At 45.6% G+C, this 15,606-nt stretch carries 12 protein-coding genes; 11 read left to right on the top strand and 1 reads right to left on the bottom strand.

The window, feature by feature from the left end; all coding sequences use genetic code 11:
• The 9 genes from AACQ75_RS07790 to rpoC all read left to right on the top strand — a co-directional run.
• Positions 1–464 (top strand): EF-Tu C-terminal domain-related protein (locus AACQ75_RS07790; protein ID WP_249339401.1); only part of this gene is annotated, 464 nt, incomplete at its 5' end.
• 253 nt (positions 465–717) lie between these two features.
• Complete coding sequence (secE, locus tag AACQ75_RS07785; RefSeq protein ID WP_026027616.1) at positions 718–1,098, top strand: preprotein translocase subunit SecE; 381 nt, start codon at positions 718–720, stop codon at positions 1,096–1,098.
• Positions 1,099–1,110: 12 nt separating this feature from the next.
• A complete protein-coding gene (gene nusG, locus AACQ75_RS07780; protein ID WP_013857954.1) occupies positions 1,111–1,659 on the top strand; it encodes a transcription termination/antitermination protein NusG in 549 nt (182 codons plus the stop codon).
• Between the two features lie 133 nt (positions 1,660–1,792).
• A complete protein-coding gene (gene rplK, locus AACQ75_RS07775; RefSeq protein WP_010318965.1) occupies positions 1,793–2,221 on the top strand; it encodes a 50S ribosomal protein L11 in 429 nt (142 codons plus the stop codon).
• Between the two features lie 4 nt (positions 2,222–2,225).
• Positions 2,226–2,927, top strand: a complete 702-nt coding sequence (gene rplA, locus AACQ75_RS07770; RefSeq protein WP_013857952.1) for a 50S ribosomal protein L1 — start codon at positions 2,226–2,228, stop codon at positions 2,925–2,927.
• Between the two features lie 288 nt (positions 2,928–3,215).
• The gene (gene rplJ / locus AACQ75_RS07765) at positions 3,216–3,704 is read left to right on the top strand and encodes a 50S ribosomal protein L10 (protein WP_026027617.1); all 489 of its coding nucleotides are present in this window, start codon (positions 3,216–3,218) and stop codon (positions 3,702–3,704) included.
• A gap of 60 nt (positions 3,705–3,764) precedes the next feature.
• A complete protein-coding gene (gene rplL / locus AACQ75_RS07760) occupies positions 3,765–4,130 on the top strand; it encodes a 50S ribosomal protein L7/L12 (protein WP_010318962.1) in 366 nt (121 codons plus the stop codon).
• Positions 4,131–4,382: 252 nt separating this feature from the next.
• On the top strand, positions 4,383–8,411 hold the full coding sequence (rpoB, locus tag AACQ75_RS07755) for a DNA-directed RNA polymerase subunit beta (RefSeq protein ID WP_010318961.1): 4,029 nt from the start codon (positions 4,383–4,385) through the stop codon (positions 8,409–8,411).
• Between the two features lie 79 nt (positions 8,412–8,490).
• Complete coding sequence (rpoC, locus tag AACQ75_RS07750) at positions 8,491–12,693, top strand: DNA-directed RNA polymerase subunit beta' (protein WP_094124809.1); 4,203 nt, start codon at positions 8,491–8,493, stop codon at positions 12,691–12,693.
• Positions 12,694–12,783: 90 nt separating this feature from the next.
• Here rpoC and AACQ75_RS07745 read toward each other — a convergent pair whose 3' ends face one another.
• A complete protein-coding gene (locus AACQ75_RS07745) occupies positions 12,784–13,278 on the bottom strand; it encodes an Rsd/AlgQ family anti-sigma factor (RefSeq protein WP_013857948.1) in 495 nt (164 codons plus the stop codon).
• A 180-nt stretch (positions 13,279–13,458) separates the two neighbouring features.
• Between AACQ75_RS07745 and nudC the strand changes: the two genes are divergently transcribed.
• Both nudC and hemE read left to right on the top strand, forming a co-directional pair.
• The gene (gene nudC, locus AACQ75_RS07740; RefSeq protein WP_170889804.1) at positions 13,459–14,244 is read left to right on the top strand and encodes an NAD(+) diphosphatase; all 786 of its coding nucleotides are present in this window, start codon (positions 13,459–13,461) and stop codon (positions 14,242–14,244) included.
• Between the two features lie 249 nt (positions 14,245–14,493).
• Positions 14,494–15,561 (top strand): uroporphyrinogen decarboxylase, encoded by a 1,068-nt coding sequence (gene hemE / locus AACQ75_RS07735; protein ID WP_010318957.1) that lies wholly within the window; start codon positions 14,494–14,496, stop codon positions 15,559–15,561.
• Positions 15,562–15,606: the final 45 nt, after the last annotated feature.

Genomic DNA, 15,606 nt, shown 5'->3' with positions numbered 1-15,606 from the left:
ACGAAGTTGCGATCATTGGTATCAAAGACACAATCACAACGACTTGTACAGGTGTTGAGATGTTCCGTAAGCTGCTTGACGAAGGTCGTGCAGGTGAGAACGTTGGTGCACTTCTACGTGGTACTAAACGTGATGAAGTAGAACGTGGTCAAGTACTAGCGAAACCAGGTTCAATCACTCCACACACTAAGTTCGAGTCAGAAGTATATGTACTGTCTAAAGATGAAGGCGGCCGTCATACTCCGTTCTTCAAAGGCTACCGTCCACAGTTCTACTTCCGTACAACGGACGTAACAGGCGATATCTCTCTACCAGAAGGCGTAGAGATGGTAATGCCAGGTGACAACATCCAAATGGTTGTAGAGCTAATCGCTCCAATCGCGATGGATGAAGGTCTACGTTTTGCGATCCGTGAAGGCGGTCGTACAGTAGGTGCTGGTGTTGTTGCTAAAGTTATCGCTTAATTGCTGATTTAGCCGTTTAGATACGAATAGTATTTGACTAACGACTACCAAAAAGGGCATCATTTGATGCCCTTTTTCTGCACTAAATTTGGCCGTTGTCGATTTGTTGGTCGATAAAGCCAGTGCAAAGGATTTAAGATAGAGACATTTCTATCTTGATGAGTATGTATAGGTAGCTTTACCTGTGCTATGGATTTGCCCTGCAACAGCGGGGTTGTTGTCGTCTATGTTAAGACTTGTAACAGGTTGGTTTATGAAAGCAAACAATGCTGAAATTCCTGATAGCTCAAGTGCAGCAGACACATTTAAGTGGATTGTCACTTTTGCTCTGTTAGCTGCCGCTGTTGTGGGTAATTACCTGTATGGTGAAATGTCTGTAGTGCTTCGCGCTGCAGGTGTGGTTGCGCTGATTATTGCAGCACTCGGTGTCGCTGCGACAACCACAAAAGGAAAAGCGGCGATTGCGTTTGCGCGTGAATCTCGTATGGAAGTTCGCAAAGTGGTATGGCCGACACGTCAAGAAACCATGCAAACAACATTAATCGTTTTAGCTGTAAGTATCGTAATGGCTCTAGCACTTTGGGGCATCGACGGCATTATGGTTCGTCTTGTCGCTTTCGTGACTGGGGTATAGAGGGTTTAATACATGAGTGAAGCTCCTAAAAAACGCTGGTATGTAGTTCAAGCCTTCTCTGGATTTGAAGGCCGCGTAGCGCAATCGCTGCGTGAGCATATCAAGATGCACGCAATGGAAGAATTCTTCGGTGAAGTTCTTGTTCCAACCGAAGAAGTTGTTGAAATGCGTGCAGGTCAACGCCGTAAAAGTGAGCGCAAGTTCTTCCCAGGCTATGTATTGGTACAGATGCTCATGAATGATGAGTCCTGGCACTTAGTTCGTAGTGTTCCTCGTGTAATGGGTTTCATTGGTGGAACCTCCGATCGTCCTGCACCTATCACTGACAAAGAAGCCGATGCGATTCTTAATCGTCTAGAGAAAGCGAGCGAAGCTCCGCGTCCTAAGACGATGTTTGAAGCAGGTGAAGTGGTTCGTGTTAATGAAGGTCCATTTGCTGATTTCAACGGCACCGTTGAAGAAGTGGATTACGAGAAGAGCCGCATTAAAGTGTCAGTATCTATCTTTGGTCGTGCAACTCCTGTTGAACTTGAGTTTGGCCAAGTCGATAAGCTTGATTAAAAAAACACCTTTTAGGGTTGTTAAGGGCGTGAAATGTGATTATAATTTCGCGCCTTATTTACACGTCTTTATGACAAAGTAACCGGGGAGCTGATCAGCTGATTGGCGTTTGTACCCACATTTAGGAAATATCATGGCTAAGAAAGTTGAAGCTTATATCAAGTTGCAAGTTGCATCTGGTATGGCGAACCCAAGTCCACCAGTTGGTCCTGCACTAGGTCAACGTGGCGTTAACATCATGGAATTCTGTAAAGCGTTCAACGCAAGAACAGAATCAATGGAGAAAGGCTTGCCTACTCCAGTTGTTATCACTGTATACAGCGACCGTTCTTTCACGTTCGTAACTAAGACTGCTCCAGCGGCTGTTCTTCTGAAGAAAGCTGCAGGCATCAAGTCTGGTTCAGGCCGTCCAAACACTGAAAAAGTGGGCACGGTTACTGATGCTCAAATCCAAGAAATTGCAGAAGCGAAAGCGGCTGATATGACTGGTGCTGACATTGAAGCGATGAAACGTTCTATTGCGGGTACTGCTCGTTCAATGGGCTTAGTGGTAGAGGGTTAATATCATGGCAAAACTAACTAAGCGTATGCGCACTATCCGTGAGAAAGTTGACGCAACTAAAGAATACGAAATCAACGAAGCTGTAGCTCTTCTTAAAGAACTTGCAACGGCTAAATTCGTTGAGTCTGTAGACGTTGCTGTGAACCTTGGCATTGATGCTCGTAAATCTGACCAAAACGTACGTGGTGCAACTGTTCTGCCACACGGTACTGGTCGTGAAGTACGTGTTGCAGTGTTCACTCAAGGTGCAAACGCTGAAGCGGCTAAAGCTGCTGGTGCAGATTTAGTGGGTATGGAAGATCTAGCTGAGCTAGTGAAGAAAGGCGAAATGAACTTTGACGTTGTTGTTGCTTCTCCAGATGCAATGCGCGTTGTAGGTCAACTAGGTACCATTCTTGGTCCTCGCGGTCTAATGCCAAACCCTAAAGTTGGTACTGTAACTCCTAACGTGGCTGAAGCGGTTAAGAACGCTAAAGCAGGTCAGGTTCGTTACCGTAACGACAAAAACGGCATCATCCACACAACTATCGGTAAAGTTTCTTTCGAAACTAACCAACTTCAAGAGAACTTAGAAGCTCTTCTAGTTGCACTTAAGAAAGCGAAACCTTCTTCTGCTAAGGGTACTTACCTGAAGAAAGTAAGCATTTCTACTACGATGGGTGCTGGTGTTGCTGTTGATCAGAACACGCTAAACGCTCAAGCGTAATAATACATTTGATTAGGTGTGGAATTTGTGTATAATTCTGCGCCTAATATTTGTGGTTGGGGCTGATTTTAGTTCTTAGAACTATGACCCAGTCTCCGTCCAAGACCGTAGGCGTTATTTGTCTGTTTGATAAATGACTTAATCGTACCTACGTAGATGGTGCCCGAACTGACAGAAAGCATAATTTATTTTTTGAATAGATAAACTTTCTTCTGGGACTGCACCGAAATAACTCTCACTGTTGTGATAATAGTGAGTGGTGTAACGACAACCAGGAGTAAATCCAAGATGGCTTTAAACCTTCAAGACAAACAAGCAATTGTTGCTGAAGTCAACGAAGCGGCCAGTGGTGCACTTTCTGCAGTTGTTGCTGACTCTCGTGGCGTTCAAGTAGGCGCGATGACTTCTCTACGTAAACAAGCTCGTGAAGCGGGTGTTTATATGAGAGTTGTTCGTAATACTCTAGCACGTCGCGCAGTGGAAGGCACAGCTTACGAATGTCTACAAGACGTATTCGTAGGTCCTACTTTGATCGCATTCTCTAACGAGCATCCAGGTGCTGCAGCGCGTCTTTTTAAAGACTTCGCTAGAGAGAACAAGCACTTTGAAATCAAAGCAGCTGCATTTGAAGGCGCATTAACTGACGCAGAACTACTAGCGACACTACCAACTTACGACGAAGCAATCGCACGCCTAATGATGTGCATGAAAGAAGCTTCTGCTGGCAAGTTGGTACGTACTATCGCTGCTGTCCGCGATCAAAAAGAAGCTGCGTAATTCGCATTGCTTTTTATTGTTTGCTAAATAAACTTATTGTTGACTTAAAAGAGAATTGTTATGTCTATTACTAACGAGCAAATCCTAGATGCAGTTGCAGAAATGTCTGTAATGCAAGTTGTTGAACTTATCTCTGCTATGGAAGAGAAGTTCGGTGTTTCTGCTGCAGCTGCAGTAGTTGCAGGCGGCCCAGCAGCAGCAGCTGTTGAAGAGCAAACTGAATTCGACGTAATCCTAACTGCTGCTGGCGCAAACAAAGTATCTGTAATCAAAGCAGTACGTGGCGCAACTGGCCTAGGTCTTAAAGAAGCTAAAGCTCTAGTTGACGGCGCTCCAGCTGCAATTAAAGAAGCAGTTTCTCAAGCAGAAGCTGACGCACTTAAGAAAGAGCTAGAAGAAGCTGGTGCGACTGTTGAAGTTAAGTAATTATTACTTAATTTCTTAGCCGCAAGGCTAATGGCTGGTGGTTTATTGACCACCGGCCTTTTTGCGCTGTAGGGTATGGGTGAATTTTCCCGCTGTTTAGACGCTTATACTCGTGCAAAAGCACACAAACTATCATTTTTGAGTGATGTTGTGTTACTACAGTAAACAGCTGTTAGTCACTGTCCTATGACCCTTTATTTTTGAATAATTGGTGGGCAGTTTGGGTCACTTATCAGCGAGCTGAGGAACCCCATGGTTTACTCTTATACCGAGAAAAAGCGCATCCGTAAGGACTTTGGTACTCGTCCACAAGTGTTGGACATTCCATACCTGCTATCGATCCAGCTCGATTCGTTCGACAAGTTTATCGAACAGGATCCTGAAGGACAATACGGTCTTGAGGCTGCTTTTCGTTCTGTATTTCCTATTCAGAGCTATAACGGCAATTCTGAGCTGCAATACGTTAGCTATCGTCTTGGTGAGCCAGTTTTTGACGTTAAAGAATGTCAAATTCGTGGTGTAACTTATTCTAAGCCACTACGCGTAAAACTACGCCTAGTGATCTTTGATAAAGACGCGCCAGCAGGTACTGTAAAAGATATTAAAGAACAAGAAGTCTACATGGGTGAAATTCCACTCATGACAGACAATGGTACCTTCGTAATTAATGGTACTGAGAGGGTTATCGTATCCCAGCTGCACCGAAGCCCAGGCGTATTCTTCGACAGCGATAAGGGTAAAACTCACTCATCAGGTAAAGTTCTTTATAACGCACGTATTATCCCTTACCGTGGTTCATGGTTAGATTTTGAGTTTGATCCAAAAGATAACCTATACGTGCGTATTGACCGTCGTCGTAAACTGCCTGCATCGATCATTCTTCGTGCACTTGGTAAATCGACAGAAGAGATCTTGGATCTGTTCTTCGAAAAAGTGAAGTTTGAAGTCAAAGACCAAACTCTTCTTATGGAGTTGGTACCTGAGCGCCTGCGTGGCGAAACAGCGTCATTTGATATTGAAGCAAATGGTACCGTTTATGTCGAAAAAGGTCGTCGTGTAACGGCTCGTCATATTCGTCAACTAGAAAAAGATAACGTTGATTTTATCGAAGTACCCGTTGAGTACATCGTTGGTAAAGTCGCTTCTAAAGATTATGTCAATGAAGCAACTGGTGAAGTCATCGTTAGCGCAAACCAAGAAATTAGCTTGGAAGCATTAGCGAATCTTTCACAAGCGGGCTATAAGAAACTTGAAGTTCTATTTACGAACGATCTTGATCATGGTCCATTTGTGTCTGAGACGCTCCGCATCGACAGTACGGTTGATCGTATTTCTGCGCTAGTAGAAATCTACCGCATGATGCGCCCTGGCGAGCCACCAACAAAAGAAGCAGCCGAATCGCTGTTTGAAAGCCTATTCTTCTCAGAAGAACGCTATGACCTATCAACAGTAGGCCGTATGAAGTTCAACAGCTCAATTGAGCGTGAAGATGCCGGCGAGCTTGGTACGCTTGACGAAACTGACATCATCGAAGTGATGAAGAAGTTGATCGCCATTCGTAACGGCATTGGCGAAGTGGACGATATCGACCACCTTGGCAACCGTCGTATTCGCTCTGTTGGTGAAATGGCTGAAAACCAATTCCGCGTAGGTCTTGTGCGTGTTGAACGTGCAGTGAAAGAGCGCTTAAGCCTTGGCGATCTTGATGCGATCATGCCTCAAGATTTGATCAATGCGAAGCCTATCTCTGCGGCCGTTAAAGAATTCTTCGGTTCTTCACAGCTTTCTCAGTTTATGGACCAGAACAACCCACTTTCAGAAGTGACGCACAAACGTCGTATTTCTGCATTGGGTCCTGGCGGTCTAACTCGTGAGCGTGCTGGCTTTGAGGTACGTGACGTACACGTAACTCACTACGGTCGTCTATGTCCGATCGAAACGCCAGAAGGTCCGAACATCGGTCTGATTAACTCATTGTCAGCATTTGCACGTTGTAACGAATACGGTTTCCTAGAAACTCCGTACCGTCGTGTTGTTGATGGTGTGGTGACTGATGAAGTTGATTACTTGTCAGCTATCCAAGAAGGTCAATTTGTTATCGCGCAGGCAAACGCCATTCTGACTGAAGAAGGTACGTTTGCAGATGAGCTGATCACAGCTCGTCAAAAAGGTGAATCTGGTCTTCACCCTCGTGAACATGTTGACTACATGGACGTTGCGACCAACCAGGTCGTATCAATCGCCGCTTCGCTTATCCCGTTCCTAGAACACGATGATGCGAACCGTGCATTGATGGGTGCGAACATGCAACGTCAAGCGGTTCCAACGTTACGCGCTGAGAAGCCGTTGGTTGGTACTGGTATCGAACGTAATGTAGCGGTTGACTCTGGTGTAACTGCCGTTGCCAAACGTGGCGGTATGGTGCAGTCAGTTGATGCGTCTCGTATCGTAGTTAAAGTTAATGAAGATGAACTTGTATCTGGTGAAGCGGGTATCGACATCTACAACCTAACTAAATACACACGTTCGAACCAAAACACATGTATTAACCAACGTCCTACTGTGATGCCAGGTGAACCTGTAGCTCGCGGTGATGTCCTTGCTGATGGTCCTTCAACAGACCTTGGTGAGCTAGCGCTTGGCCAAAACATGCGTATCGCATTCATGCCTTGGAATGGTTATAACTTCGAAGACTCGATCTTAGTATCTGAGCGCGTCGTTCAAGAAGACCGTTTCACGACTATCCACATCCAAGAACTTTCTTGTGTGGCTCGTGATACTAAGCTGGGCTCTGAAGAGATCACAGCGGATATTCCAAACGTAGGTGAATCGGCTCTGTCTAAACTAGACGAGTCAGGTATCGTTTACATTGGTGCTGAAGTTAAGGGTGGTGACATCCTAGTTGGTAAAGTAACGCCGAAAGGCGAAACTCAGCTAACTCCAGAAGAGAAGCTACTACGTGCAATCTTCGGTGAAAAAGCCTCTGATGTTAAAGATACGTCATTGCGTGTACCAAACTCTGTTTCAGGTACCATTATCGATGTTCAAGTTTTCACTCGCGATGGCGTAGAGAAAGACAAGCGTGCGCTTGAAATTGAACACATGCAGCTAAAAGAAGCGAAGAAAGACCTTACTGAAGAGTTCCAAATTCTTGAAGGTGGTCTACTAGCGCGTGTGAAAGCTGTACTGATCAATGGTGGCTATTCTGAAGCGAAGCTTGATGCGATTGATCGTAAGAAATGGCTAGAACAAACACTAGAAAACGACGAGCTACAATCTCAACTTGAACAGCTTGCTGAGCAGTGGGATGAGCTAAAAGCTGACTTCGATAAGAAGTTCGAAGCGAAACGTCGCAAAATCACTCAAGGTGATGATCTAGCGCCTGGTGTTCTGAAGATTGTTAAAGTTTACCTAGCGGTGAAACGTCGTATCCAGCCTGGTGATAAGATGGCAGGTCGTCACGGTAACAAGGGTGTAATCTCTAAGATCAACCCTGTTGAAGACATGCCTTACGATGAAAACGGTCAGCCGGTTGATATCGTATTAAACCCACTAGGTGTACCGTCACGTATGAACATCGGTCAGATCCTTGAAGTTCACTTAGGTCTGGCTGCAAAAGGTATTGGTGACAAGATCAACCAAATGGTTAAAGAACAACAAGAGCTGTCTAAGCAGCGTGAGTTCTTACAGAAGGTTTATGATCTTGGCGATACGCGTCAGAAAGTAGATATTGCTGCTCTGTCTGATGGTGATGTTCGTACTCTTGTGAACAACCTTCGTGGTGGTTTACCGATTGCAACTCCAGTATTTGATGGTGCGTCAGAAGCATCAATCAAAGAACTATTAAGCCTAGCCGACCTACCAACTTCTGGTCAGCTAACACTGTTTGATGGTCGTACTGGTGATGCATTCGAGCGTCCTGTAACTGTCGGTTACATGTACATGCTCAAACTGAACCACCTTGTTGATGACAAGATGCACGCTCGTTCAACAGGTTCGTACAGCCTAGTAACTCAGCAACCACTTGGTGGTAAAGCTCAGTTCGGTGGTCAGCGTTTCGGTGAGATGGAAGTGTGGGCACTAGAAGCATACGGTGCTGCATATACACTACAAGAAATGCTTACTGTTAAGTCAGATGACGTTAACGGTCGTACGAAGATGTATAAGAACATCGTTGATGGTAACCATAGCATGGAACCTGGCATGCCAGAGTCTTTCAACGTATTGCTGAAAGAGATCCGCTCGCTAGGTATCAACATCGAGCTAGAAGACGAAGAGTAATCTTGGCGGTAAACCCTCTGGATTATCCTGGTAGAAAGGCGCTCGCCGAGCGCCTTTTAACTCCTTACAGGAGCTGATTGTGAAAGACTTATTAAACTTTCTAAAAGCACAGCATAAGACCGAAGAATTTGATGCAATCAAAATCGGTCTATCTTCACCTGACATGATTCGTTCATGGTCTTTTGGTGAAGTTAAAAAACCTGAAACGATCAACTATCGTACGTTCAAGCCTGAACGTGATGGTCTGTTCTGTGCGCGTATTTTTGGTCCAGTCAAAGACTACGAATGTCTTTGTGGTAAATATAAGCGTCTGAAACACCGTGGCGTGATCTGTGAAAAATGTGGCGTTGAAGTTACACAAACTAAAGTTCGTCGTGACCGTATGGGCCACATCGAGCTTGCATCACCGGTTGCTCACATCTGGTTCCTAAAATCGCTACCGTCTCGTATCGGTCTGCTAATGGATATCCCTCTACGTGATATCGAACGTGTTCTTTACTTCGAAATGTATGTAGTAACAGAGCCGGGTATGACGGATCTAGAAAAGAGTCAGATGCTTACTGAAGAAGAGTATCTTGACCGTCTAGAAGAGTGGGGCGATGAGTTCACGGCGAAGATGGGCGCAGAAGCGATCAAAGACCTATTGGGTTCAATGGATCTTGTCGCTGAAACAGAGATGATGCGTGAGGAGTTACAAACCACTAACTCTGAAACTAAACGCAAAAAACTGACTAAGCGTCTGAAGCTTGTTGAAGCGTTTATCAGCTCAGGTAATAACCCTGAGTGGATGATCCTGACTGTGCTTCCGGTACTTCCGCCAGATCTACGTCCTCTAGTACCACTAGATGGCGGTCGTTTTGCGACATCTGATCTGAACGATTTGTACCGCCGTGTGATCAACCGTAACAACCGTTTGAAGCGCCTTCTAGAGCTAGCAGCTCCGGACATCATCGTACGCAACGAAAAGCGTATGCTGCAAGAGTCTGTTGATGCGCTACTTGATAACGGTCGTCGCGGTCGTGCGATCACAGGTTCTAACAAGCGCCCTCTGAAATCTCTTGCTGATATGATCAAGGGTAAACAAGGTCGTTTCCGTCAGAACCTACTTGGTAAACGTGTAGACTACTCAGGCCGTTCTGTAATCACAGTAGGTCCATATTTACGTCTGCACCAGTGTGGTCTTCCTAAGAAGATGGCACTTGAGCTATTTAAACCATTTATCTACAGCAAGTTAGAAACTCGCGGCATGGCCACGACGATCAAGGCAGCTAAGAAAATGGTTGAGCGTGAAGAAGCGGTTGTTTGGGATATCCTAGACGAAGTGATTCGTGAACACCCAGTACTACTAAACCGTGCACCAACACTGCACCGTCTTGGTATTCAAGCGTTCGAACCTGTACTGATTGAAGGTAAAGCGATTCAACTGCACCCACTTGTGTGTGCGGCGTATAACGCGGACTTCGATGGTGACCAAATGGCGGTTCACGTGCCTCTAACTTTAGAAGCACAGCTTGAAGCTCGTACACTGATGATGTCGACGAACAACATTCTGTCGCCAGCATCGGGCGACCCTATCATCGTACCTTCACAGGACGTGGTTTTGGGTCTGTACTACATGACTCGCGAAAAAATCAACGCACAAGGTGAAGGTATGTACCTGGCTGGCCCTAAAGAGGCTGAGAAGGCATACCGTACTAAGACAGCGGCGCTACACGCACGCGTTAAAGTACGTATCACTGAAACCGTTGTTGATGAAGATGGTTACAGCACAACTGAGACTAAGATGGTCGATACGACTGTCGGGCGTGCCATGCTATGGCAAATCGTGCCTAAAGGCCTGCCATACAGCATCGTGAACCAGAAGCTTGGTAAGAAACAGATCTCAAATCTATTAAACGAAGCGTATCGTAAGCTTGGTTTGAAAGATACGGTCGTATTTGCTGACCAAATCATGTACACCGGTTTTGCTTATGCAGCACTGTCAGGCGTGTCAGTTGGTATCGACGACATGGTTGTACCAGCAGCAAAATACACTGAAATTGCTGAAGCTGAAGAAGAAGTACGCGAAATCCAAGAACAGTTCCAATCAGGTCTTGTTACGGCGGGTGAGCGTTACAACAAAGTTATCGATATTTGGGCGTCTACCAACGACCGTGTTGCGAAAGCGATGATGGATAACCTATCTTCTGAAACCGTGATCAACCGTGATGGCGTAGAAGAACAACAAGAATCGTTTAACAGCATCTATATGATGGCTGACTCGGGTGCTCGTGGTTCTGCTGCTCAGATTCGTCAGCTTGCAGGTATGCGTGGTTTGATGGCGCGTCCAGATGGTTCAATCATCGAAACGCCTATCACAGCAAACTTTAAAGAAGGCCTGAACGTACTACAGTACTTTATCTCTACCCACGGTGCACGTAAGGGTCTAGCCGATACTGCACTTAAAACAGCGAACTCAGGTTACCTGACTCGTCGTTTAGTAGACGTTGCACAAGACGTTGTGGTGACAGAGCATGACTGTGGCACTCAAGAAGGTGTCGACATGATGCCTCATATCGAGGGTGGTGACGTTAAAGTTTCTTTAACTGAACTGGCTCTTGGTCGTGTTGTGGCTGAGGATGTGATGAAGCCAGGCACTGAAGAAGTACTTATTCCACGTAATACTCTGATTGATGAGAAGTGGTGTCAGATTATCGATGAGAACTCTGTCGATAATATGAAGGTACGCTCAGTGGTAACCTGTGATGCGGACTTCGGCTGTTGTGCGCTATGTTACGGTCGTGACCTTGCTCGTGGTCACCTAGTAAACCAAGGTGAGGCAGTTGGTGTTATTGCTGCTCAATCTATCGGTGAGCCGGGTACACAGTTAACGATGCGTACGTTCCACATCGGTGGTGCGGCTTCTACTGCTGCGGCAGAGAACAGTATCCAAGCGAAGAACAAAGGTTCTGTGAAACTTCACAACGCTAAGTTCGTTATCAACAAAGATAAGAAGCTGGTTATCACATCTCGTGCATCAGAGCTGACTATCATTGACGAATTTGGTCGCACTAAAGAAAAACACAAACTGCCTTACGGCTCTGTGTTGAGTAAAGGTGATAACGACGCGGTTGAAGCTGGTCAAACAGTGGCTAACTGGGAAGCGCACACCATGCCAATCATCACTGAAGTGGCTGGTCGCATCCAATTCGTTGATATGATTGATGGTGTAACGGTTTCTCGCCAAACAGATGACCTAACGGGTCTATCTTCAAGCGAAGTAACCGAAGCCGCCGCTCGTCCAGCAGCAGGTAAAGATATGCGTCCAGCTATCAAACTTGTTGATGCGAAAGGTAAAGATGTCATGATCCCTGGTACTGATATGCCAGCTCAATACTTCTTACCGGGTAAAGCGATCGTTAACATTGAAGATGGTGCTGAAGTTGGTATTGGTGACACATTAGCGCGTATTCCACAAAAATCTGGCGGTAACCGAGATATCACGGGTGGTCTACCTCGCGTAGCTGACTTGTTTGAAGCTCGTCGACCAAAAGAGCCTGCGATTCTTGCTGAGCACACAGGTACTGTGAGCTTTGGTAAAGAAACCAAAGGTAAACGTCGTCTAATCATCACTCGTGAGGGTAACGAAACTTATGAAGAAATGATTCCTAAGCATCGTCAACTTAACGTGTTTGAAGGTGAGAAGATCGAACGTGGTGACGTTATTGCTGATGGTCCTGAGACTCCGCACGATATCCTACGTTTACGTGGTATCCATGCTGTAACGTCTTACATCGCTAACGAAGTTCAAGAAGTTTACCGTCTGCAAGGCGTTAAGATTAACGATAAGCACATTGAAACTATCGTTCGTCAAATGCTACGTAAGTGTACGATTACTCATGCTGGCGACTCTGAGTTCCTAGCGGGTGAGCAAGTTGAATACTCACAAGTGAAAGTTGCAAACCGTAACCTAGAAGCCGAAGGCAAACAGCCTGCTCGTTTCGAGCGTGAGCTACTAGGTATTACTAAAGCATCTCTAGCGACTGAATCGTTCATCTCTGCGGCATCGTTCCAAGAGACAACTCGCGTACTAACAGAAGCGGCTGTTTCTGGTAAACGTGATGATCTTCGCGGTCTGAAAGAAAACGTAATCGTTGGTCGTCTGATCCCAGCGGGTACAGGTTTCGCTTACCACCAAGAACGTCAAGCTAAACGTGCGGCACAGCTAAAAGGCCCGTCTGCTGAACAAGCGACAGATAACCTAGCGGCACTGCTAAACGCAGGTTTCTCTTCTGAAGAGTAATCTCAGCGCTGATTAAAAAAGGCACCTTCGGGTGCCTTTTTTGTTGCGCTTAATCAATCTACGCGAATGATTACAGAAAAATATTCAATATTAAGCACCAGGAGGGATAGCCAAGCTGTCCGCGATAAGTTGAATCAAACTATCTTCCACTCCAAAACGCACCTCAATAATTTCACCAATTAGCGAAAGGTCGTTGTCAAAGTTTTCGAGATCATCCTCATCACTCACTGCCGCGTATTTATCTGTAAAATTGAGTAACGGCTCCGTAGTAACAATAATTTTTCCATAAGTCTGATTAATTTCATCGGTGGCTTCAAAGCCGGTTGCACGCCACCTATCCATCACCATATCGTAGATTTTGAAGTGACCTTCGGAAATATAATCGACCAGTTGCTGGCAAAAACGTTGCAGCTCTTCTGGCGAGGGAAGCCCGTTAACATTCGTTTTGGCGGTGCAAGGTTGCAGCGCGGCTAATTTGCAATACTCTACAATTAAGGTTTGTCGCGTGTTTAACCAGTGATCAATAACGTCACTGTAACCGCCCCATTGCTCTTGTGTGCGTTTTAGTTTTTTTAGCATGACCATGCCCTCATGATCGGGTCACAAAGCTGGTGACCGTTTCCTTTGCGTAGGGTTGCACTTCGTAGATACAACTCATTGTCCTTACTAGAATTTATAGAACTAAATTTGGAACGTTACAAATTCTGGTATGAATTTAGATTGCCAGTAAAATGGGGTAACTGCAAGAAGAGAGGTCGCAACATGTTGAAAAATAGTGATACAAAAATCGCTTATTGGTGTGTAGTTTCCGGAAGTGAGATCTGGACCATAAATGGTGAGTTACCGCTAGGATCTGCGGGCGAATATTCCCTGCCTTTAGAAAAAGCGGTGGTGGTAGATAGTTGTGATGGTTACCCAGTGATGTGGGTTAATGATGCCGATCTTGATGGCGAGCGAGAAATGACTTCATTACGCGAATTGTTGCATCTCAAACCAGAACTGTTTTTGGCGATCAGCAAAGCGCTTCAATATGGTCACATGAGCCAAACGTTACGTTTTTGTCCACAATGTGGTGGGCGAAATTACCTAAACCATAACCAATTGGCGATGCAATGTTCTGAGTGTCGAACGTTACATTATCCGCGTATCTTTCCTTGCATTATTGTCGCGGTACGAAATCAGGATAAAATTTTATTGGCCCAGCACCCAAGGCATCGTAACGGCATGTATACCGTTATTGCTGGTTTTTTAGAGGTCGGGGAGACGTTAGAGCAGTGCGTGGCACGTGAAGTGCTTGAAGAAACGGGGATTCATGTGAAAAATATTCACTATTTTGGTAGCCAGCCTTGGGCATTTCCATCGAGTATGATGATGGGCTTTGTGGCGGAATATGACTCTGGCACGATAAAACCCGACTATAGTGAATTGAGTGATGCGCAATGGTTTTTAGCAAGTGCTTTGCCTCCTGTTGCGCCCGAAGGGACGATAGCCAGAGCATTAATAGAGCACACGTTAAGCGAAATCGAGAAAGATTCACTGCCGCATTGCTAAAAAAAACCCTCCGGTGAAGGAGGGGGTAAGTAAGATGTCGTTATGAGATGCCGAGTACAGAGTACTCAGTTTATAATTATAGTTTTCGCTAGCGAACAAATTTTTAACACCGTTAAAGGTTGCTTGCAAATTAACCATTGATTTAAAAGTTAATAACATGATCTCGCTTGCAAAGCACACCGTTTTTGGCGCTTATTCAGTGCTAGAATAACGCCACAAAAAATAACAAGCTTTAAATTGGAAGACGGAATGACTGAATTAAAAAATGATCGCTACTTGCGTGCACTGTTAAAACAACCTGTCGATTGCACCCCTGTATGGATGATGCGCCAAGCAGGACGTTACCTGCCAGAGTATCGCGCAACGCGTGCCGAAGCCGGCGATTTTATGGCGCTGTGTAAAAATGCTGAGCTAGCTTCTGAAGTGACATTACAGCCATTACGTCGCTTTCCATTAGATGCCGCTATTTTATTTTCTGATATTTTAACCATTCCTGACGCCATGGGATTGGGTTTGTATTTTGAAGCGGGAGAAGGGCCAAAGTTTGAACGCCCGATCACTTGTAAAGCCGATGTCGATAAAATTGGCTTACCGGATCCGGAAGGCGAACTGCAATATGTGATGAATGCCGTACGCCAGATCCGCAAAGATCTACAAGGTGAAGTTCCATTGATCGGTTTTTCAGGCAGCCCATGGACACTCGCGACTTATATGGTGGAAGGTGGCAGCTCAAAAGCCTTCACTAAGATCAAAAAAATGATGTACGCCGATCCTAGCGTGCTGCACGCCTTGCTCGATAAACTGGCAGACAGTGTTATTGAATACCTCAACGCACAAATCAAAGCGGGTGCTCAGTCTGTTATGATTTTTGATACTTGGGGCGGAGTACTGACGCCGCGCGACTACAACCTCTTTTCACTACAGTATATGCACAAAATTGTGGATGGTTTAATTCGTGAAAATGAAGGTCGCCGCGTACCCGTCACTCTGTTTACCAAAAACGGTGGCATGTGGCTGGAGCAGATTGCAGCAACGGGTTGTGATGCTGTAGGGCTTGATTGGACCATCAATATTGCCGACGCCAAAGCGCGTATCGGTGACAAGGTGGCGCTTCAAGGTAATATGGACCCATCTATGCTTTATGCTCCGCATGATCGTATTCGCCAAGAAGTGGCGACCATTCTTGAAGGGTTCGGTCATGGTGGAACGGGCCATGTCTTTAACCTCGGACACGGTATCCATTTAGATGTGCCACCGGAAAATGCGGGCATATTTGTTGATGCGGTGCACGCCTTGTCTAAACCGTACCATCAATAATAGGTTTGCGGTGCCTTATCGCCGATAATGCACCGTTTCTCACTC

The sequence above is a fragment of the Vibrio sp. B1-2 genome (genome assembly GCF_963888445.1).
GTDB classification, from domain to species: domain Bacteria; phylum Pseudomonadota; class Gammaproteobacteria; order Enterobacterales; family Vibrionaceae; genus Vibrio; species Vibrio anguillarum.
The sequence above is the reverse complement of the archived record's forward strand: the minus strand, read 5'-3'. Positions and strand labels throughout refer to the sequence as shown.